This is a genomic window from Streptomyces sp. NPDC045678, assembly GCF_056432085.1.
The window spans coordinates 1-21,580 of the sequence record NZ_JBWKJS010000011.1; the positions used below are offsets into that span (position 1 = coordinate 1).

The 21,580-nt window shown below is 72.5% G+C and carries 12 protein-coding genes; 4 read left to right on the top strand and 8 right to left on the bottom strand.

All coding sequences use genetic code 11. The features are described from left to right. Positions 1–1,974 (bottom strand): alpha-1,4-glucan--maltose-1-phosphate maltosyltransferase (locus AC07DO_RS32840; protein ID WP_479064917.1); only part of this gene is annotated, 1,974 nt, incomplete at its 3' end. A 349-nt stretch (positions 1,975–2,323) separates the two neighbouring features. On the opposite strand from AC07DO_RS32840, the gene AC07DO_RS32845 reads away from it, so the two are divergent. After that, positions 2,324–2,779: a nuclear transport factor 2 family protein gene (locus tag AC07DO_RS32845; protein WP_479064919.1), complete on the top strand. Its 456-nt coding sequence runs from the start codon at positions 2,324–2,326 to the stop codon at positions 2,777–2,779. Between the two features lie 52 nt (positions 2,780–2,831). Beyond that, positions 2,832–3,602: a hypothetical protein gene (locus tag AC07DO_RS32850; protein ID WP_479064921.1), complete on the top strand. Its 771-nt coding sequence runs from the start codon at positions 2,832–2,834 to the stop codon at positions 3,600–3,602. Between the two features lie 16 nt (positions 3,603–3,618). Here the strand turns inward: AC07DO_RS32850 and AC07DO_RS32855 are convergent, their stop codons facing one another. Both AC07DO_RS32855 and AC07DO_RS32860 read right to left on the bottom strand, forming a co-directional pair. Beyond that, positions 3,619–5,931 (bottom strand): protein kinase domain-containing protein, encoded by a 2,313-nt coding sequence (locus AC07DO_RS32855; RefSeq protein ID WP_479064923.1) that lies wholly within the window; start codon positions 5,929–5,931, stop codon positions 3,619–3,621. Positions 5,932–5,989: 58 nt separating this feature from the next. Beyond that, positions 5,990–8,701 carry a protein kinase domain-containing protein gene (locus AC07DO_RS32860; protein ID WP_479064925.1) on the bottom strand — a complete coding sequence of 904 codons (2,712 nt, stop codon included), beginning with the start codon at positions 8,699–8,701 and terminating at the stop codon, positions 5,990–5,992. A 228-nt stretch (positions 8,702–8,929) separates the two neighbouring features. Here AC07DO_RS32860 and glgP point away from each other — a divergent pair, with 228 nt between their 5' ends. Together glgP and AC07DO_RS32870 are read left to right on the top strand one after the other, a co-directional pair. Continuing rightward, complete coding sequence (gene glgP, locus AC07DO_RS32865; RefSeq protein WP_479064927.1) at positions 8,930–11,560, top strand: alpha-glucan family phosphorylase; 2,631 nt, start codon at positions 8,930–8,932, stop codon at positions 11,558–11,560. 29 nt (positions 11,561–11,589) lie between these two features. Beyond that, positions 11,590–12,144 carry a hypothetical protein gene (locus AC07DO_RS32870; RefSeq protein WP_479064929.1) on the top strand — a complete coding sequence of 185 codons (555 nt, stop codon included), beginning with the start codon at positions 11,590–11,592 and terminating at the stop codon, positions 12,142–12,144. Between the two features lie 72 nt (positions 12,145–12,216). Here AC07DO_RS32870 and AC07DO_RS32875 read toward each other — a convergent pair whose 3' ends face one another. The 5 genes from AC07DO_RS32875 to AC07DO_RS32895 all read right to left on the bottom strand — a co-directional run bounded on the left by AC07DO_RS32875 (position 12,217) and on the right by AC07DO_RS32895 (position 21,237). Next, on the bottom strand, positions 12,217–13,836 hold the full coding sequence (locus AC07DO_RS32875) for a M4 family metallopeptidase (RefSeq protein ID WP_479064931.1): 1,620 nt from the start codon (positions 13,834–13,836) through the stop codon (positions 12,217–12,219). A 275-nt stretch (positions 13,837–14,111) separates the two neighbouring features. After that, positions 14,112–16,187, bottom strand: coding sequence for a M4 family metallopeptidase (locus tag AC07DO_RS32880; protein ID WP_479064933.1), 2,076 nt, complete (start codon positions 16,185–16,187; stop codon positions 14,112–14,114). 466 nt (positions 16,188–16,653) lie between these two features. Beyond that, positions 16,654–17,457, bottom strand: a complete 804-nt coding sequence (locus AC07DO_RS32885; RefSeq protein ID WP_479064935.1) for a PaaI family thioesterase — start codon at positions 17,455–17,457, stop codon at positions 16,654–16,656. A gap of 4 nt (positions 17,458–17,461) precedes the next feature. Continuing rightward, entirely contained in the window at positions 17,462–19,360 is a 1,899-nt protein-coding gene (locus tag AC07DO_RS32890) for an ABC transporter ATP-binding protein (RefSeq protein ID WP_479064937.1), read from the bottom strand. After that, the gene (locus AC07DO_RS32895; RefSeq protein WP_479064939.1) at positions 19,357–21,237 is read right to left on the bottom strand and encodes an ABC transporter ATP-binding protein; all 1,881 of its coding nucleotides are present in this window, start codon (positions 21,235–21,237) and stop codon (positions 19,357–19,359) included. Before AC07DO_RS32895 ends, AC07DO_RS32890 begins: the two co-directional genes overlap by 4 nt. Positions 21,238–21,580: the final 343 nt, after the last annotated feature.

Here is a 21,580-nt window from a genome sequence, read left to right on the forward strand (position 1 = left end):
GGGCGCGCGGCCGGGATCCAGGCGCACGTAGTTGGCCCTGCCCCAGTGGTAGGTCTCGCCGGTGAGCTCGTCGCGCACCGGCACGGACTCGTGCCAGTCGAGGCCGAGTTGCGGCATGTCCAACGAGACCGTGGCCTCCTGGGTGTGGTGAGGGTCGAGGTTGGCGACCACCAGAACAATGTTCGAACCGTGCTCGTCTACGGCCTTCTTCGAGTACGCGATCACCGCCTCCTGATCGGTCCCGTGGAAGTGCAGGTCACGGAGTTGCCGGAGGGCGGGACTCGCGCGCCGGACGCGGTTGAGCGCGGTGATCAGCGGTGCGATCGTGTCGCCTCTGCGCGCGGCCGACTCCCAGTCCCGGGGCCGCAGTTGGTACTTCTCCGAGTCCAGATACTCCTCGCTTCCGCGCCGGACGGGGGTGTTCTCGCACAACTCGAATCCGCTGTAGACGCCCCACGTCGGCGACAGGGTCGCCGCGAGCACCGCCCGCACCTCGAAGGCGGGGCGGCCGCCGTCCTGGAGGTAGGCGTGCAGGATGTCCGGGGTGTTCACGAAGAAGTTGGGGCGCAGGAAGTGCGCGGTGTCCCGCGACAACTCGGTGAGGTAGTCGGTGAGTTCGTCCTTCCCGTTCCGCCAGGTGAAGTAGGTGTACGACTGCTGGAAGCCGATGGCCGCGAGGGTCTGCATCATCGCGGGCCGGGTGAACGCCTCGGCGAGGAAGATGACGTCGGGGTCGGTCCCGTTGATGTCGGCGAGCACCTGCTCCCAGAACACGACGGGCTTGGTGTGCGGGTTGTCGACGCGGAAGACGCGTACGCCGTGCCCCATCCAGAACCGCAGCAGCCGTACCGTCTCCGCGACGAGACCCGGCATGTCCTTGTCGAAGGCGAGCGGGTAGATGTCCTGGTACTTCTTCGGCGGATTCTCGGCGTACGCGATGGTGCCGTCCGCCCTGCGCCGGAACCAGTCGGGGTGCTTCTCCACCCACGGGTGGTCGGGGGAGCACTGCAGCGCGAAGTCCAGGGCCACTTCGAGGCCCAGCCCCTCGGCGCGGCGCACGAACGCGTCGAAGTCGTCGAGCGTCCCCAGATCCGGATGGACGGCGTCGTGACCGCCCTCGGGCGAACCGATCGCCCACGGCACTCCCACGTCGTCGGGGCCCACCGACAGGGAGTTGTTCGGCCCCTTGCGGTAGGTGGTGCCGATGGGATGGATCGGCGGCAGGTACACCACGTCGAAGCCCATCTCGGCGATGGCGGGAAGCCGCGCGGCGGCCGTGCGGAAGTTTCCCGGGACGGGTGGCGCCCCCTTCTCGACGACGGCGCCCTCCGAGCGCGGGAAGAACTCGTACCAGGATCCGAAGAGGGCCCGCCGTCGCTCGGCGAGGAGCGGCAACTCGTCGGACAGGGTGACGAGTTCGCGCAGCGGGTGGCGGTCGAGGGCTCCCCGCACCTCCGGGGTGAGGGCGGCAGCAAGACGGGCCGCCGGTGGGCGGCCCGTGTCGCGCAGTGCGTCGGCGGCGCCGAGGACGGTGGCCCGCTCACTGCCCGGTATGCCGGCGGCGGCGCGTTCGTGGAGCCGGGCGCCCTCTTCCAGCACCAGATCGGTGTCGATGCCCGCGGGTATCTTGATCTGCGCGTGGTGGCGCCAGGTCGTGACCGGGTCGCCCCACGCCTCCACGGCGTAGGTCCAGCGCCCTTCGGCGTCCGGTGTCACGTCGGCGCCCCACCGGTCGGTGCCCGGCGCGAGCTCCCGCATGGGGGTCCACGGGCCGGGGCGCCCCTCGGGGTCGCGCAGGACGACATTGGCGGCGACCGCTTCGTGTCCTTCGCGGAAGACGGTGGCGGTGACCTGGAACGTCTCTCCCGGCACCGCCTTCGCGGGTTTTCGCCCGCCGTGGACGGCGGGGCGCACGTCCAGGACGGGAATGGTGGGATGCTTGGGCGAGCTCGGCGGGGTTGAGCCTGGAGGCATGTCTGACCGCTCCTGTCCGCTGCACGGATACGGGGGCTGGAGAAGGTTCCGCGGTGCGTGCCGGCCGGTGGGCCGAGTGCGTACCGAAGGAGCCTTCCCACACCCTTCGGGTGGGCAATCCGGCGCTTTGTTAACTACTAGTGCGTAAGGGCGCATGCAAGACCGGCCTCGCCATGAATGGCAAGAGCGGACCGAATTCGCATATGCCGTATGGCTCGTTGAACCGTGCGCATAGGCCCGGCGGCGCGAGAGCGCGCGGCTGGACGGGGCGGTACGGGGGCCGCCGCCCGGCGAGGCAGAGGTCCGAAAAGCGCCGGTGTGGGAGGCGCCCGCACGGTCGGATGGGGACATGACTACTCATTCGGACGCCACGACCATGACGGATTCCGTGCGGGTGCTGACCGGCATGTACGCCGCGGAGGAGAGGTACCTGGCGGCGGGCGGCCCCGGCCGGGCCTCGTTCGCCCTGCTCGCGCCGTACTTCTCGCCGGAGGTCGTCCTCCACCAGGCCGAAGGCCTGCCCTACGGCGGGACGTGGCGCGGGCACGACGGCATGGCGCGGTTCTTCCTCGCGATGAGCGAGACGTGGGAGGCCTTCGCCCTCACGAGTCAGGAGTTCCTCGCCACGGGGCCAACGGCGGTCGTCCACAGCGACATCCGGGCCCGCGCCCGCGCGACGGGCCGCGAACTCACCTTCCCCATGCTCCAGACGGTCACGGTACGGGCCGGACGGATCACCGAGGTGCGGCCCTTCTACTGGGACACGGCCGTGATCGCGGAGGCGTGCCGGGGACACGTCGGGTAAGGTCGCGCTCTTCGGCAGGCGGCAGCCGCCGGAGTACCTGAAGGCAGACGTCATGACGAACGTCGACCCCCGCCCACCGGCGCGACCGCGGCTCGATGCCGCCCTGGACGGCCTCGCCGTCGCCCTCCGCGGAGAGACCGCTCACCCCGACGAGGTCCAGTGCGACTGCCACTGGGGGCCCGACGAGGACGTCGAGCTGCTGCGGGTGCCGGGCGTGGAGCTCGACCCCGAACTCCTGGCGCGCACCTGGCAGGTCTGCGACTGGCGCGACAAGCCCGCGATGACGCGCCGCATCCTGCCGCAGCTCGCCGTGCACCTCGTGTACGGCCTGGTCGTACCGCCGCTCTACGGCATGGCGGAGGTCGGGCACTTCCTGGCGGAGGGCGCGTGGCAGGAGTGGCCCGCCGAGCAGGCCGCGGCCGTGGAGGAGTTCCTGCGCGCCTGGTGGACGTGGACCCTCGCCCAGCCGGATCCGCCCGAGCCCGCGCACGAGATCTTCGCGCTGTGCACCGAGGCGTCCGGCACGCCGGAGCCGTGGCTCGGCATATGGGAGCGGTCCACGGGACCCGTCCCCGACCGCCACCTGGCTCTCGCGGTCACGGAGTGGGAGTACGAGCTGCTCGGCGACAACAGCCCTTGGACGGAGGGGGAGGAGGACGAGCGGAAACGGCAGAAGCTCTCCGCCTGGCTCGTCCGCCACGCACCGGCCCGCCTCCGCGCCCACGGCGCGTCCGAGGACCTCCTGCACCGCGTACGGCTCCTCGGCCTCGGACTCGCTTCCCGGTGGGACGACCCGCACTGGCCCGGACACCGCTACGCCTGAACCGCTGCCGGTACGGCTACGGGGCGTAGCCGGAGAGGATCCTCCCGTCGTCCGTGGCGGTGAACAGGGCGCCGCCCACGTACAGCGGGGAGCGCAGGGACGGCGGATCGTCGTACTCCGTCCGTCCCTCCGCCAGCGGGACGTCCTTCCTGCGGTAGGAGTCGACGTCGCCCTCCGTGGAGCGGCCCCACAGCTCGAACAGCCCGACGGCGAGCACCCGTTCGCCCGCCAGCGCGAGGGACACGGTGTGCTGCGGCCCTCCGTACCGCCACAGGCGCTTGCCGGTGCGCCAGTCGAAGGCCGTCATGGTGTGGGTGACCGGGTCGTCGGGGTCGGGGCTTCCCGTGGCCACGACGAGGACGTCCGCGTCGCCCACGACCGGTGGCAGCGCGGGTTCCAGGCCGGGTGCCAGCGTGCGGCGGGTGGCCAGGCTCGCGGGGTCGAGTTCGCGGACGCCCGGGGTGGCGTGGTCCCAGCACAGGATCGACCCGCGGTGGGCGAGGAGTCCGTAGCAGGACTGCTCCGGGGCGCGGCGGGTGACCTTGCCGTCCGTGGTGGAGAGCGTCAGGACGCCCTTGCCCTCGACGGCCGCGTACACCTTGCCGTCCCGCACCAGCAGCGCGTGCTGGACCTTGGCGGGCAGCGCGGGCGACGTCCACAGTTCGTGGCCGTCCTCGGCGCGGCGGGCGCGGACGCGGGCGCGGCTCGGGCCCGCCGTCTCGTCCGCGAAGCCGAACTCGGCGGTGTAGACGACCCCGTCCGCGTACGTCAGGGCCATCACGGCCGTGTCGGGCGCCGTCGGCTTGCGCCAGCGCTCGGCACCGCGGGCGAGGCCGACGGCGATCACGCCGCGCTCGCTCGGAACGTACACGCGCTCGCCGTCGCTCACGGGCGGCAGCTCCTGGACGAGCCGGAGGCCGTCGGCGGTGACCGGGAAGCCGCGCGAGGTCCAGCGGTGGGCGCCGGTCGCGGCGTCGAGGGCGGTGGCGGCGCCCTTGCCGTCCCGGCAGACGAGCTTCGCGGCGACCAGTACGCAGCCGTTGCCCCGGTCGTCCAGGCCCTTCGGCCGCCGCACCGACCAGGGCTTCCAGCCCTCGGGGCGAGCGGAGGCGGTGACTTTCGCGGCGCCGAACTCGCCCGAGTGGCCCGCGTTTCCGTACTCCGGGACGACGCGGGGGGCGGGGGAGCCCGAGCGGGACGGGCCCGCGGCGCCGGGGCCCTGGCCGCTCCCGCTCCCACCGGCCTTCTCGTCGCCGTCCCCCGGCAGGAGCACCGCCGTGACGGTCACCGCGGCCGCCACCGCCGCCGCGGCGACGATCCACCACGTGCGGCGCCGACGGGCCACGGGGGCCTGCGCGGTCCGCGGCGGCTCCGTCCCGGAAACGGTGGCCGCGTCGGCGAGTGCGGCCCGCCCGGTCGACAGCCCCTGCCCTGTGGCCCGTTCGCACCGTGCCACCGCTTCCCGGTGCTCGGCGAAGAGCGAGAGCACCGGCGCGGGCCACGGCACGGCGGGCGGCCCGGTGCCGTCCGCCAGACGGTCCGCGAGCGCCACCGCCGTGGGCCGGTCGTCGGGTGCCGGGCGCAGACACTCCGCGATCACCGTGCGCAGCCCCTCCGGCACGGCCGAAAGGTCCGCGTCGCCCTGCGCGATGCGGAAGATCACCGAGGCCAGTTCCTGGTCGTCGAACGGCCCGCGCCCCGTCGCCGCGAAGCAGAGCACCGCGCCCAGCGTGAAGACGTCCGACGCGGGCACCACCGCGTGGCTGCCCTCCAGTTGTTCGGGCGCCATGAACCCGGGTGTGCCGACGACCATCCCGGCCGTCGTCAGCGCCGTCGCGTCGAAGGCCTGCGCGATGCCGAAGTCGATGAGGGTGGGGCCGTCACGGGTGAGGAGCACGTTGCCGGGCTTGAGGTCGCGGTGCAGGACCTCCGCGGCGTGCACGGCGGCCAGCGCGCGGGCGAGTCCTGCGCCGATCGCGCGGACCGCGTCGGCGGGGAGCGGCCCGCAGCGGCGCACCGCGTCCGCGAGCGAGGGCCCGGCGACGTACTCGGTCGCCAGCCACGGCACCTCGGTGTCCGCGTCCCCGTCGAGCAGCGCCGCCGTGCCCGGGCCCGGGACCGCGCGCGCCGCCGCGATCTCCCGGCGGAACCGGATCCGGAACTCCCGGTCGATGTCCAGGTCCGGCCGGACGGTCTTGACCGCGACGAGCGGTGCGCCGGGCCGCTGCTCGCGGGCCAGGTAGACCTCGCCCATGCCGCCGGCGCCTATGAGGGCGAGCAGCCGGTACGGGCCGACCTGGCGCGGCGGCCCGGACAGGGGGTCGAGCACGGATCCTCCAAGGGGTGGTCTGCGTACGGCAGTTGGAGCCGGGGCGGGCCGGGGAGACTCAGGAGGGCAGCTCGACCGAGACGACCGTCCCCTGGTCGTACACGATCGTCGCGACCCCGCCCAACGGCAGGACCGTCGGCGGCTTCGGCTGGTCGGCGACCACCGTGCCCAGGTCCTCCGGCGGCTTCGCGACGCGGTTGCCCGGGGCGCCGGGGACCCGCACGGAGCGGACCTCGCCCGCCGCCGTCAGCGGCACCGTCCGCAGCGTGGTGTTGTCGGCGGTCAGGGCGCGGTCGCCGATGAGGAGCGCGCCGGAGGACACGGGCCGCTCGATGACGTAGTCGACCACGGAGATCGGCTCGCGGCGGGTGACCCTGCCGTTCTTCGGGTCGGCGACGAGCAGCTTCTCGCGCGCCGTGTCGTACGCGACGGCCGCGCGGGGCGACACCGCGCTCACCACGATGTCCGCGCCGGGGTGTCCGTCCGGGCCGGTCGGCGGGGCCTTGAAGCCGAACGTGCCCTCGACGGCGAGCGTGCGGGCGTCCAGGCGGGTCACGCGGGTCTGCGGATCGGCGGTCGGATCGTCGATGTCACCGGTGCCGTTGAGCACGTGGGCGCAGAGGATCTGGTCGTCGTCCGTGTCCGCGGTTCCCCGGGTGTCGGCCATGAGGGAACGGCACTGGCCGTCGTCGAAGGCGCCGCCCACACGGTCGCCCTTCTTCTCGTCGATGGCGACGACGCCGTCCCGGGAGTCGGCGTAGACCAGACCGTCGTGGACGACTACGGCGGTGTAGTTGCCCTCCTCCGCCTTGGACAGCGTCTTCTCGCTGAGGTCGTACGTCCACACGGGGGCGCCGCCGTGTTCGACGGGGAACGCCTGGACCGTGGCGCCCGTCGGCCCTTCTGTGCCGTCCGTGCCCTCCATGGAACCTTCGGAGGAGACGATCAGGTGGTCGTCGGTGAGCAGGGCGGACGTGGCCCGCTTGCCCGCCGGGGTGCTCGCCGTCCACCGCACGTCGCCGCTCTTCGAGTCGCGGACCTGCACGCGGCCCTTGTACGCGATGACGGCCGTTCCGCCGCGCACGGTCGGCGCCTGTTCGTCGCCCGGGGTGAAGAAGGCCCCGGACGGGCTGATGTACGCCTCGCCGCCCACCCCGTCGTCCTGCGCGTCGCGGCCGTCCGACGTCCACAGGCGGTGCCCGTCGACGGCGCTGCGCGCCTCGTACGTGCCGTTGGTGAGCAGACACACGACCGCCTCGGTGTCGGCGGCACACCCCATCGTCGCGTGCCCGAACTCGGCGCGCCACGGTTTCCAGCCCTTGGGGCGCTGCGCCTGGTACTGCGGTACCTGGCCGCTGCGGTCGTCGGTGCCGCCCGCGTCGACTCCGGCGGTGGCGACGAGCCGGGCGGGGGAGAGACTCGGTCGCGCGGCGCCGGGGGCGGCGGACCCGCCGGACGTGCCACCACCCGCGTCGGAACCGGAACCGGAACCGGAACTGGAATCGGAGCCAGAACCCTGGCCCGATCCCTCCCCCGAGCCGGACTCGGGCCCCATCACGGCGAGCACCCCGCCGACGACGGCGCCCGCCACGGCCACGGCGGCCACGGTGAGCACGGCACCGCGGCGCCCGATCCCACGGCGGGGCGGTGCGGCGGCAGCGGGGGCGGCCGAGCTCATGGTGGGCATCCCGTGGACGTCCGGGCCGGGCGGGACGGGCGGGACGGGTGCGCCGTCCGGCCCGGACGCGGGGGCCGGAGTGCTCAACGCCGTGGGCGTACGCGTGGGAGTCTGCGTCGCGGGACGGCCGGGACCGGCGGGCACCGGGGGCAGGGGCAGCAGCGGCCGCCCCGAAGCACACAGCTGCTCGACGTCGCGCCGAGCGTCGGCGATCCCTCCGAGAACGTCCTCGGGCCAGTCACCCTCACCCCCGTCCCCGCGCAACGCCTCCAACCCCGCCGCGATGTCCTCCGCCCCCGGCCGCTCCCCGGGCTCACGCGACAAACAGGTCGCGAGGAGCTTACGCAGCGCTTCCGGCACGCCCTCCAGCCGCGCCTCCGCCCGCGACACGCGGTACAGGACCGCCGCCACAGGACCGTCGCCGAAGGGGTCATCGCCCGTTGCCGCGTAGGCGAGGACCGACGCCAGGCAGAACACGTCGGAGGCGGGCACCACGTGGCGGCCGCCCGCCACGTGCTCGGGGGACATGAAGCCGGGCGTGCCGACCAGCAGGCCCGTCGAGGTCATCGTGGTCGCGCCGAGCGCCCGCGCCACGCCGAAGTCGATGAGTTTGGGGCCGTCCGCGCCGAGCAGCACGTTGGCGGGCTTCAGGTCGCGGTGCAGGGCGCCGGCCGCGTGCACCGCGGTCAGCGCGCGGGCCACCCCCGCGCCGAGCCGGGCGACGGAGGCGGCCGGCAGCGGGCCGTGCCGTCGCACCGCTTCGGCGAGGTTCGGCCCGGCGACGTACTCCGTGGCGAGCCACGGCTGCCCGGCGTCCGCGTCACCGGCGACGAGCCGGGCCACGTACGGGCTGTCGACGGACGTAGCGACGGAGATCTCGCGCCGGAACCGGGCGCGGAACGCCGCGTCGCCCGCGATGTCCTCACGGATCGCCTTCACGGCGACGAGCGCGTCCGGGTCGTAGGGGCGGCCCGGCTCGTGCGGCCCGGGCGCCGCGAGGAAGACCTCACCCATGCCGCCCGCGCCGAGCCGGGCCAGCGTCTCGTACGGCCCTATGCGCGGCGGGGACGACTCCCGCAGCTGCCCGATCATCCGCCCGCTCCCCCGTTGCCGCTGTTGCCCGGCATTCGTCCGCCAAGTGCCGTGTTCGCACGGCAGGTTGCAGATTACCGCCGGTGCGGCGGGGCGGTCGGAGCGTCCCCCGACGGGCGCCCGCCGCTTTCGCGCCCGTCCGTGCGCCGTAGTTGCCGGGGCCCGGTCACCGCTACCGTCGACGCGTAGGTCGATCTGTAACGCATTCCCCCTAGAGGTGGAGTCGCTGTGAAGGCCATCCGTCGATTCACCGTTCGTCCCGTCCTTCCCGAGCCCCTCGGCCGGCTCTCCGAGCTGGCCCGCAATCTGCGCTGGTCCTGGCATCCGCGCACCCGTGACCTGTTCAAGTCCGTCGACCCGAGGCTGTGGGAGGCGTCCGGCTGTGACCCCGTGCGGCTCCTCGGCGAGGTGCCGCCCGCCCGGCTCGACGAGCTCGCGCGCGACGAGGACTTCCTGCGGCGGCTCGGCGAGGCGGCCGACGACCTCCGCGCGTACGGGGAAGGGGAGCGCTGGTACCAGGAGCAGGCAGGTGGCGAAGGGCCGCTGCCGCGCGCCGTCGCCTACTTCTCGCCCGAGTTCGGCATCACGGCCGCCCTGCCGCAGTACTCCGGTGGCCTCGGCATCCTCGCCGGTGACCACCTGAAGGCCGCGAGCGACCTCGGCGTGCCGCTCATCGGCGTCGGACTGCTCTACCGGCACGGCTACTTCCGCCAGTCGCTGTCCCACGACGCCTGGCAGCAGGAGCACTACCCGGTCCTCGACCCCAACGAGCTCCCCCTCGTCCTGCTGCGCGAGGCCGACGGCGCCCCCGCCATCGTGGCGCTGGCGCTGCCCGGCGGCCGGTCGCTGCGCGCCCACGTCTGGCAGGCACAGGTCGGCCGGGTCCCGCTGCTCCTGCTCGACTCGGACGTCGAGGAGAACGAGCCCGGCGAGCGCGACGTCACCGACCGGCTCTACGGCGGCGGCAGCGAGCACCGGCTGCTCCAGGAGATGCTGCTCGGCATCGGCGGGGTGCGGGCGGTCCGCGCGTACTGCGGGCTGACCGGGCACCCCGAGCCCGAGGTCTTCCACACGAACGAGGGCCACGCCGGATTCCTCGGCCTCGAACGCATCCATGAACTCGCCCACCAAGGCATCGGCTTCGACGCCGCGCTCGAAAGCGTGCGCGCCGGAACCGTCTTCACCACCCACACGCCCGTGCCCGCCGGCATCGACCGCTTCGACCGCGAGCTCGTCGCCCGCCACTTCGGCCCCGGCGCCGAGCTGCCCCGCATCGACGCGGGGGACGTCCTGCGGCTCGGCATGGAAACGTACCCGGGAGGCGAGCCCAACCTCTTCAACATGGCGGTGATGGGCCTGCGGCTCGGCAGCCGCGCCAACGGCGTCAGCACCCTGCACGGCTCGGTGAGCCGCCAGATGTTCGCGGGCCTGTGGCCGGGCTTCGACGCCCAGGAGGTGCCGATCGCCTCCATCACCAACGGCGTGCACGCCCCGACCTGGGTGGCTCCCGAGGTCTTCCGGCTCGGCGCCCGGCAGATCGGCGAACGGCGCACCGAGGACGCCCTCTCCGTCGGCGGCTCCGACCGGTGGGACGCGGTGGCCGACATCCAGGACGCCGACATCTGGGAACTCCGCCGCACCCTGCGCGAGCAGCTGGTGGACGAGGTCAGGCGGCGCCTGCACGACTCGTGGCGGCAGCGCGGCGCAGCCACGGCCGAGCTGGGCTGGATCGACGGCGTCCTCGACCCGGACGTCCTCACCGTCGGCTTCGCCCGCCGCGTCCCCTCGTACAAGCGCCTCACGCTGATGCTGCGCGACCGCGACCGGCTGATGGAGCTGCTTCGCCACCCGGAGCGGCCCGTGCAGATCGTCGTCGCGGGCAAGGCGCACCCGGCGGACGACGGCGGCAAGCGGCTCATCCAGGAGCTGGTCAGGTTCACCGACGACCCGCGGGTGCGCCGGCACATCGTGTTCCTGCCGGACTACGGCATGGCGATGGCGCAGAAGCTCTATCCGGGCTGCGACGTGTGGCTGAACAATCCGCTCCGGCCGCTGGAGGCGTGCGGGACGTCGGGGATGAAGGCGGCCCTGAACGGCTGCCTCAACCTCTCGGTCCTGGACGGCTGGTGGGACGAATGGTTCGAGCCGGACTTCGGCTGGGCCATCCCGACCGCGGACGGCGCCGCCACCGACGACGACCGCCGCGACGACCTGGAGGCCGCCGCGCTCTACGACCTCCTGGAGCGCCGCGTCGCGCCGCGCTTCTACGAACAGGGCCCCGGCGGCCTGCCCGACCGCTGGATCGAGATGGTCCGCAGGACCCTGACCCGGCTGGGCCCGAAGGTCCTCGCGGGCCGGATGGTGCGCGAGTACGTGGAGCAGCTGTACGCGCCCGCCGCGCGCGCCCACCGTGCGCTGGACGCCACCGCCGCGGGTGAGCTCGCCTCCTGGAAGGCGCGGGTCCGGGCGGCCTGGCCGCGGGTCGCCGTCGACCACGTCGAGGCGTCGGCGAGCGGCGCCACCGCCGAACTGGGCGCCACGCTCTCCCTCCGGGTGCGGGTGCACCTCGGTGACCTGTCCCCGGACGACGTGGAGGTACAGGCCGTCGCGGGCCGCGTCGACCCGGAGGACCACCTCACCGACCCCGCTCCGATGCCGCTGAAGCCGGTCAGCGGGCCCGACGTGGAGGGGCGGCGGGTGTACGAGGGGCCGCTCGCGCTGGACCGCACGGGACCCTTCGGCTACACGGTACGGATCCTGCCCGCACACCGCCTGCTCTCCGGGGGAGCCGCGGAGTTGGGTCTCGTGGCGGTGCCCTCCGAGGCGACGGGGGAGGAGGCGGGGGTTCTGATGCGGTGAGAGGGGCCGGAGACAGGAAGATGGTGCACATGACCTTGCGCACCGATGTGGCCGAGTTGCTGGCGGCGGCCGGTATCCACGACGTGGACGTCGATGAAGCCGTCGCGGACGACCACGCCCGTACGGCCGTGTACCTGCGCGTCGTCTCGGTGACCGCGTCCTCGCCGAACCGCGACCGGGACCGCGCGGTCGTGGCCACGATCCTGCGCGACCCCGACGAGAGCGGGGCCAGGACGGCGGTGGCCGCCCTCGTGGACGAGATCGCCCGGGAGGCGACAGGACCTGACGGGTTCCGGCAGTGGGCGGACGGGCTGCTGCCGGAGACCGACCGGCTCAGGGTGGCGGCATTCCGCGGGTTCATCCGCCGCCGCGTCCAGGACTGGCTGTTCTGGCTGTCCGTCGAGGACGGTCATGTGCCTACGGCCGCCGAGTTGGCGGAGGTCACGGACTGGATGCAGCGCCACCTCGCCGAATGGTCGAGGTCACTGGCGGTGCTCGCCGTCGTCGCCGGGTCGGCCCGCACCAGGAGGACACGGAACATCGCGAAGAACCGGGCCAACAGCCGCGAGTTCAGGAGCGGATGAAGGGGAGACACGGAAAGGCGGCACCCGGAGGGAGGAAGGTACCTCCGGGTGCCGCCCGTTACGGGGTGGTGCCTACTTGACCGCGACGCCCGTCCACGCCGCGCCCACGGCCTTGACCTCGGCCGAGTCCGCGCCGTAGAGGTCCGTCGCCGCCTTCAGCGTGCCCTCGCGGGCCGCCTTGTAGTCGGTCGTCGACGTGAAGTACGCCGTCAGGGCCTTGAACCAGATCTTCTCGGCCTTGTCGCGGCCGATGCCCTCGACCTTGGAGCCGTCGGCGGTCGGCGAGTCGTACTTGACGCCGTTGATCTCCTTAGCGCCGCTGCCCTCGGACAGCAGGTAGAAGAAGTGGTTGGCGATGCCCGAGGAATAGTGGACGTCGACGTTGCCCGCGTCCGCGCTCCAGCTGTCCAGGGACTGGCCGTCCTTGGAGGGCTTGTCCATGTAGCGCAGCGGGGAGCCGTCGCCGTTGATGTCGATCTCTTCGCCGATGAGGTAGTCGCCGATGTCCTCGGGGCTCTTGGCGTTGAACTCGACGGAGGAGCCGAAGATGTCCGAGGTGGCCTCGTTCAGGCCGCCGGACTCACCGCTGTACTCCATGTTGCCGGTGGCTGAGGTGACGCCGTGCGACATCTCGTGGGCCGCGACGTCGATCGAGGTGAGGGGCTTCTTGTTGCCCTCGCCGTCGCCGTACGTCATGCAGAAGCAGCTGTCGTCCCAGAAGGCGTTGACGTACGAGTCGCCGTAGTGGACGCGGGAGGTCGCGCCCTTGCCGTCGCCCTTGATGCCCTCGCGGCCGTGGACGTTCTTGTAGTAGTCCCAGGTGACCTGGGCGCCGTAGGCGGCGTCGACGGCGGCGGTCTGGGCGTCGTCCGGCTTGCCGGTGCCCCACGTGTCGTCGTCGTCCGTGAAGAGCTTGCCCTCGCCCTGGCCGTTCTCCAGGTTGAACGTGGAGTGGCCGCCGCGCGAGTCGTCGGTCAGGTCGAAGCCGCTGCTGCCCTTCTTGGAGCCGATCTCGACCTTGCCGCTGTACTGGCTGTTGCCGGTGCCGTTCTCGATGGCCTGACGCTCGAAGAGCTTCTTGCCGGTCGCGGCGTCGGTGATGACGTGCAGCCGACTGGGCGTGCCGTCCTTCTGCACGCCGGTGACGACGGTTTCGTACGCGAGGACGGGCTTGCCCTCGGCGGCCCAGATCACCTTGCGCGGCGCCTGCGCGTCGGCCTTGGTGGTCTTGGCCTTGGCGGCGGTCGATTCGGCCGACTTGGCGACGGCCGACTTGCCGAGCTTCGCGTCGGTGGAGGCGACCTTCACCGTGGCCTTGGTGGCCTTCGTGACGCTCTTCACCTTGCCGCTCTTGGCGGTGTGCACGACGAGGTCGCCGCCGAGGACGGGCAGGCCGTCGTAGGTGCGCTCGTAGCGGGTGTGCGTGGTGCCGTCGGCGTCCTTGACGACGTCGCGGACGACCAGCTTCTCCTTGGCGCCGAGGCCGATCTTGTCGGCGGTGGCGGCGTTGTCCGCGTTCGCGTCCTGCAGCAGGTCCGCGCGGGCCGACGCCGAGAGGCTGACGGGTGCGCCGGACGCGGAGACGGGCTGCGCGGAGGCGCCGGTGGTCAGACCGGCGGCGAGCAGCGCTCCGGCGGCGACCGCGGTGGAGATCGCCAGCATCGAACGCTTACGGGATATGTGGGGGGTCACGCAGGCTCCTTCTGTGGGGGGCCCGGGCGGTGTGGGTGTCCGTCCGGGCATGAAAGATGCGGTGCGGGTGTGACTCGTGTGTGGTGCGAGGGAAGAGTGTCATTCGAGCCAGGTACATGTCATCAGTTGATCGCATGTTGGCCGGAAATAGTTCGTTGAGCGGGAGTCGACGCACGCATTGCGAACAGCGTGTGAACTGTCTCTGAGCAGCAAAAAGCGCGCCGCCCCGGGGAGTTGAGTCACCCGGGGCGGCGCCGTCTGCTGGTGCGGTGGGCTTACGGGAAGGTGACCTTCCAGCTGTTGATGTAGCCCGTGTCCTGCCGGGCCACGTCCTGGACGCGCAGCTTCCAGGTGCCGTTGGCCACCTCGGAGGAGGCGTTGACCGTGTACGTCTCCTTGACGTTGTCCGCCGAGTCGGAGGAACTGGCCGGCTTCAGCGGGTAGACCGTCCCGTCGGGAGCGAGCAGGTCGACCTTCAGGTCACCGCGCCACGTGTGCACGATGTCGACGCCGACCTTGAGGGCGCTCGGCGCGTTGCCGGTGCGGCCGGTGACGTTGACGGAGGAGGTCACCGCGGCGCCGGCGTCCGGGATGTTGACGTCCGTGGTGTTCTCGAAGGACGTCCCGGGGGGCTCCTCGCCGCCCGGACGGCTGCCGACGTTCACGGCCGCCCAGGCGTGGGCGACGGCCTTGTACTCGTTGCTGGTGGTGCCGTACAGCTCACCGGCCGCCGCGAGCGTCCCGGTGCGGGCCGCCGCGTAGTTGGTGGTCGTGGTGAACTTCGTGGTGAGCGCCTTGAACCAGATCAGCGACGCCTTGTCGCGGCCGATGCCGGTCACCGGCAGGCCGTCGGAGGTCGGCGAGTCGTACTGGACGCCGTTGATCTCCTTCTGGCCGCTGCCCTCGCTCAGCAGGTAGTAGAAGTGGTTGGCGACACCGGACGAGTAGTGCACGTCGATGTTGCCGATGCCCGAGTACCAGGCGTCCTTGGACGCGCCGTCCTTGGAGGGCTTGTCCATGTAGCGCAGCGGGGAGCCGTCGCCGTTGATGTCGATCTTCTCGCCGACGAGGTAGTCGCCCTTGTCCTGGGCGTTGTTGGCGTTGAACTCCACGGCCGCCGCGAAGATGTCGGACGTCGCCTCGTTCAGGCCGCCGGACTCGCCGCTGTACGTCATGTTGCCGGTCGCCGAGGTGACGCCGTGCGTCATCTCGTGGGCCGCCACGTCGATGGAGGTCAGCGGCTTGGCGTTGCCCGTGCCGTCGCCGTACGTCATGCAGAAGCAGGAGTCCTGCCAGAAGGCGTTGACGTAGTTGTTGCCGTAGTGGACCCGCGAGGACGCGCCGACACCGTCGCCGCGGATGCCGCTGCGGCCGTGCACGTTCTTGTAGTAGTCCCAGGTGAGCTGGGCGCCGTAGGCGGCGTCCGCGCCGGCGGTCTCCAGGTTGGCGGGCTGCCCGTTGCCCCAGATGTCGTCCGGACCGGAGAAGAGCGTGCCGGTGCCCGACGTGCTGCGGTTCAGGTTGTACGTCTTGTGGTTGCCGCGGCCCGAGTCGGTCAGGTTGTACGAGGAGCCCGACTGGACGGATCCGACCGTCACCTGGCCGCTGTACTGCGTGTTGCCGGTGCCGTTCTCGATGCCCTGCCACTGGAAGAGCTTCTTGCCGGTGGCGGCGTCCGTGATGACGTGCAGCTCGTTCGGGGTGCCGTCGTGCTGCAGCCCGCCGACCACGGTCTCGTACGCGAGGGTCGGCTTGCCCTTGGCCATCCACACGACCTTGCGGGGCGCCCGGTCCGCGTCGGTCTTCTTCGAACCCGCGGCCTTCGCCGCACCGAGCGCCTGCTTCTCGGCGGCCGACGCCTTGATGCCGGCGCTCGTGTCGACGCCCTTGAGCTGCGCCTTCACCGCCTTGGTGACGCCCTCGGTCTTCCCGGACTTCGCGGTGTCGACCACGAGGTCGCCGCCGAGTACGGGCAGGCCGTCGTAGGTGCGCTCGTAGCGGGTGTGGACGGTCCCGTCACGGTCCTTGGTGACGTCGCGGGCGACCAGCTTCTCCTTGGCGCCGAGCTTCAGGTCCTTCGCCGTCTGCGCCTTGGTGGCGTTGGCGTCGCGGAGGAGCTCCGCGCGCTGGGCGGGGGAGAGCTTGGCGGCCAGGGCGCCGGGGTCGACCTTGCCGAGCTTCTGGGCCGCCGCGGGGCTCGCCTTGACGGCCGGGTCGTCGGCCGATGCGGGGCCTGCCTGAACAGCCACGGCCAGGAGCGCGGCAACGGCGGAGAGAGCACCGGCGGCGGTCGCGCGGGTGCGGACCGAACGAGTGCGGGGGGTGTGTCTGTGGGAGGTGTTTCTCAACACGGACTCCTTCTGCGCGGCCGCGGGATGCGCGGCCAGAGCTACCGGGCGGTTGGGTCGCCGTCCGGGCAGAGCAAGGCGGAACGCAGAACTGGGCTGTGCACAACGGGTGTTGCGTGAAGAGAAACCGTCGCCTTGTTGAAAGTCGTGCGACGGTTGAGGGGAAGAGTGGCACCGGAGAGCACCTGTTGTCAGGTGCGCATCAGTAGTTGGCCGAATTCAGTCCGTTGGCCGGTGGCGCGCGTTCGCTATCCGGAGCCGCGGCCGACGGCCCACGGGCGGGCGTCCGGGGAGCGTGCGGCGCCGGAAGGCGTGCACGTCACGCTCGCGCGAAGACGCTGTGCGGAACCCTGTTCGAGAGCGGTGCGCGCCACGACGGCCGACGACGCGTGGCTGTATTTCGCTGGTGGTCCAGTCCTGTGGCGCATGGGGGCGGGAGACACGAGATATCCCCATTGCTGCCGATCGGTCAGCTTCCGCGGGTCCCGGACCCCTCCCGCGGATCGATCCACAACGCCTCGCCCACCGCGCACAGTTCGCCCCGCGCCGTCGTCACCGCCGCGCCCATCGTGTGCTTCCGGCCCGCCGACGAGACCGGCCAGGCGTACGTGATGTGGTCCTCACCCGCGGCCACGGGGCGCAGCAGGCTCGCCGTGAGAGAGGCCGTGACCGCGCCGGGACGGATGGATCCGACGTGCACGCCCGCCCAGGCCGTCGGACAGTCGAGGACGGCCCAGAGCAGCTCGGTGCGCATCAGTCCCCGCGCGTCCGCGAAGGCGGGGTGCGTCGTCCACGCCGTCGCCACCACGTCACGGCCGGGCACCGGCATGCAGCACTGGCGCAGGCCACGGCCCGGCGGGCGCGGTCCGCAGCCGAAGCAGTCGACCACGGTTCCGTCCGCGGCGAGCCCCGTCGGCCCGGCCGCCAGGAACGCCTCGGCCGCCGCCGCTGCCTGTTCCCAGGACGGCGCGTCCGGTGCGCCGGAGACGGGCAGGCCGGGGACGGGTGTCGCCGTCGCGAGCACCGTGCCCGACTCGCCCGTCAACCGGGCGCCGCCGCCGTCCGCTTCGGCCAGCCGCAGCGGTGTGTCCACGGGCGTCGCGGCCCGGAAGTCCACCCGGACCGTACCGGCCGAGGCGTGTGCGGCGAGCAGCCCGGCGACGTACCCGCCGAAGGCGACCCCCGGATACCCCTGATGGCTCGCCGGGATGGTGACCACCTCGGCGGCCCCCGTCGGTCCCACCCGCATGTCAGTGCTCGCCTCGTCGCTCATGACGTCAGCTCACCACACTCTCGCGCCACGCCCGGTGCAGCTCCGCGAACGCGCCCGTGCCCGCGATGAGTTCGTCGGGCGTGCCGTCCTCCACGATGCGGCCGTGTTCCATGACCAGCACCCGGTCGGCGATCTCCACCGTGGACAGGCGGTGGGCGATGACCACGGCCGTGCGGCCGCGCAGCACTGTGTGCATGGCGCGCTGCACCGCACGCTCGCCGGGGATGTCCAGGGAACTCGTCGCCTCGTCGAGGATCAGCACCGCCGGGTCGGCGAGCAGTGCGCGGGCGAACGCGACCAGCTGCCGCTGGCCCGCGGAGATCCGGCCGCCCCGCTTGCGTACGTCCGTGTCGTAACCGTCGGGGAGCGACGTGATGAAGTCGTGGGCGCCGATGGCCTTCGCCGCGCGCTCGATGTCCTCGCGGGTGGCCTCCGGGCGGCCGATCGCGATGTTCTCCGCCACGGTCCCGGAGAACAGGAACGCCTCCTGCGTCACCATGACGACCCCGCGCCGCAGCTCGGCGAGGGCGAGTTCGCGCAGGTCGACGCCGTCCAGGAGGACGCCGCCCTCCGTCGGGTCGTAGAAGCGGGCGAGCAGTTTCGCCAGCGTCGACTTGCCCGCGCCTGTCGAGCCGACCACCGCCACGGTCTGCCCCGCGGGCAGCGTGAGGTCGAAGCGGGGCAGGATCTCGCCGCCCGTGCGGTAGGCGAACCGCACGCCCTCGAAGCGGACTTCGCGACCCGGGTGACCGGACTCCAGGACCGGCAGCGGGCGCGCCGTGGACGCGTCCGGCTCGGGCACGGTCGGGGTCTGGGCGAGCAGCCCCGCGACCTTCTCCAGGGACGCGGCCGCGGACTGGTAGGAGTTGAGGAACATGCCGAGGCGGTCGATCGGGTCGTACAGGCGCCGCAGGTACAGCACCGCCGCGGCCAGCACGCCGAGCGCGAGCCCGCCGTCGGCGACCCGGTGGGCGCCCCACAGCACGATCGCGGCCACCGCGGTGTTGGCGACGAGCCGCGAGCCGACGACGTAGCGGGCCATCTCCAGCATCGCGTCGCCGTTGGTCCGCTCGTGCCGGTGGTTGAGCACGCCGAAGTCCGCGTCGTTGGCCCGCTCCCTGCGGAAGGCGCGCACCGGCCGGATGCCGTTCATGGTCTCCGCGAACTTCACGATGACGGCGGCTATCGCGGTCGACCGGTGGCGGAACATGACGCCGGCGCGCCGCTGGTAGAGGCGGATGAGCAGGTACAGCGGGATGAAGGAGGCGACCGCCACCGCGCCCAGGCCCAGGTCGAGCCAGAGCAGCATCGCCGAGATGTAGACGAAGGACAGGATGACCGTGAGGAGTTCCTGCAGTCCCTCGCTGAGCAGCTCGCGCAGCGACTCGACGTCGGTGGTGGAGCGGGAGATGAGCCGTCCCGAGGTGTACCGCTCGTGGAAGTCGACGCTGAGCGCCTGCGCGTGCCGGAAGATGCGGCCGCGCAGGTCGAGCAGGACGTCCTGGTTGACGCGTGCGGAGGCGATGATGAACGCGTACTGGAGGGCGCCGCCCGCGGCGGCGCAGCACAGGTAGCCGGCGGCGACGGCGATCAGCGGGCCGTAGTCGTCGGCGCGCACCGCGGGCACGCCGCGGTCGATGGCGTACGCGACGAGCAGCGGTCCCGCCTGCACGACGGCCTGCTGTACGAGGAGCAGTACGGCGGCGAGCACGACGCGCCGGCGCAGCGGTGAGAGCAGCGAGAGCAGCAGGGCGCGGGTGGCGCCCGGGGGCGCGGGCAGCTCGTCCTTGTCGAACGGGTCGTCCGGCTCGGCGGACGGCCCGCCGGGGAGATCGGGTTCGTCGGGCTGCTCGGGTTCCTCGGGGTCGAAGGGCTTCTCCCGTACGGATGAGGGCACGGTCATCGGGCGGCCTCCTCGGTGGGGTGTCCGGTGGCTGGGCCGGTCGCGGGGCCGGTGGGTGGGGCGGGCGTGGCGGGCGGGGGTGTGGGCGGCGGGTCCGCCATGTTCTCGGCGCCCGACATCAGCCACGCGTACTCCGCGTTGTTCCGCAGGAGTTCCTGGTGCGTGCCGACCGCGGCGACGCGGCCGCCCGACAGCAGGGCGACCCGGTCGGCGAGCAGCACCGTGGAAGGACGGTGGGCGACGACGAGCGCGGTGGTGTCCGCGAGGACCCTCCGCAGCGCCGCCTCCACCAGCGCCTCCGTGTGGACGTCGAGGGCGGACAGCGGGTCGTCGAGGACCAGGAAGCGCGGGCGGCCGACCACCGCGCGGGCCAGGGCGAGACGCTGGCGCTGGCCACCGGAGAGGCTCAGGCCCTGCTCCCCGACCTGCGTGCCGGTGCCCTGCGGCAGGGCGTGCGCGAATCCGGCCTGCGCCACGTCGAGCGCGCGGGCCAGCTCGGCGTCACCGGCGCTCTCCTCGGCACCCATCAGGACGTTCTCGCCGACCGTGGCGGAGAACAGGGTGGGCTCCTCGAAGGCGACGGCCACGAGCGTGCGCAGGTGAGCGCGGTCCATCGCGGTGATGTCCTCGCCGTCCAGCGTGATGCGTCCGCCGGTCACCTCGTGCAACCGGGGCACCAGCGCGGTGAGCGTCGTCTTGCCGCTGCCGGTCGCGCCGACGAGCGCCATGGTCTCGCCGCGGCGTACGTGCAGATCGACGTGGGAGAGGACGGCGGGGGCGTCCGCCGCGGCGTCCGGGTACCTGAACTCGACGTCGTGGAAGCGCAGTCCGTCACCGGGGTGGTCCTCGGCGTCCCCCTTCCGCGCCGCGGTCCCCGTCCCGCTCTCCGGCTCCGCGTCCATCACCTCGAAGTACCGCTCCGTGGCCGTCGCCGACTCCTGGCTCATGGCGAGCAGGAAACCGATCGACTCCACGGGCCAGCGCAGGGCGAGCGCCGTCGACAGGAAGGCGACCAGCGTGCCGGCCGAGAGCCCGCCGTCCGCGACCCGCACCGTGCCGAGCACCAGCGCCGCCCCGATGGCGATCTCGGGCAGCGTCACGATCACGGCCCAGATCGCGGCGAGCAGCCGCGCCTTGGCCATCTCGGTGCCGCGCAGCGTGTGCGACAGCTCGCGGAACGCCCGCGCCTGGCTGCGGTGGCGGCCGAAGCCCTTGATGATGCGGATGCCGAGCACGCTCTCCTCGACGACCGTCGTCAGATCGCCGACCTGGTCCTGCGCCTGCCGCGCCACGGCGGCGTACCGCCCCTCGAAGTACGCCGTCGCGATGACCATCGGCACCACGGGGGCGAGCAGCACGAGCCCGAGCGCGAAGTCCTGCCCCAGCAGGATGATCACGCCCACCACGATCGTCGCCCCATTGACCAGCAGGAACGTCAGCGGGAACGCGAGGAACATGCGCAGCAGCATCAGGTCGGTCGTGCCGCGCGACAGCAGCTGGCCGGACGCCCACCGGTCGTGGAAGGCCACCGGGAGCCGCTGCAGATGGCGGAAGAGGTCCGCCCGCATCGCCGCCTCCACGCTCGCGAGCGGCCGGGCGACCAGCCACCGCCGCAGCCCGAACAGCAGCGCCTCCGTGACGCCGAGCAGAAGCAGCAGCAGGGCTCCCAGCCACACCCCCGTCGGATCCCGGTCGGCCACCGGGCCGTCCACCATCCACTTGAGCACGAGGGGGAAGACGAGCCCCGTGCAGGAGGCGATGACCGCGACAACCGCCGCGGTGATGAGGCGAGTTCGGACCGGGCGCACGTACGGCCAGAGGCGCATCAGCGTCCGTACGGCGGACCGATCCTTGGCAGGGGCATCTGATTTTGGCATCAGGAGCGAGCCTACGGATCGCCACTGACAGAGCCCACCGAGTTTTGGACGGTACGCGGTACTGCGCTGGACCTAGGGCCTGCGCCCAAGTCCGCGGACACGCCACGGGTGCGGAAGCGGGTACGGCAGTGGGTACGGAAGTGCTACTCCCCGAGGCCGATGCCGGTCCCGCGTCACTCCCGCGACGGAGCCGGCGCCTCGTCATCGCAGGTGACGCCCTTCATCGTGCGGCTGCCTAGCGTGTGAACCGTGATCGCGGCCGACCGGCGACAGCCCGGCGTCCCGGTCGCCGCCCACCCCTTCACGCCACGCGGAGCTCCGTCATGCCCTCGCCCAGCCGACG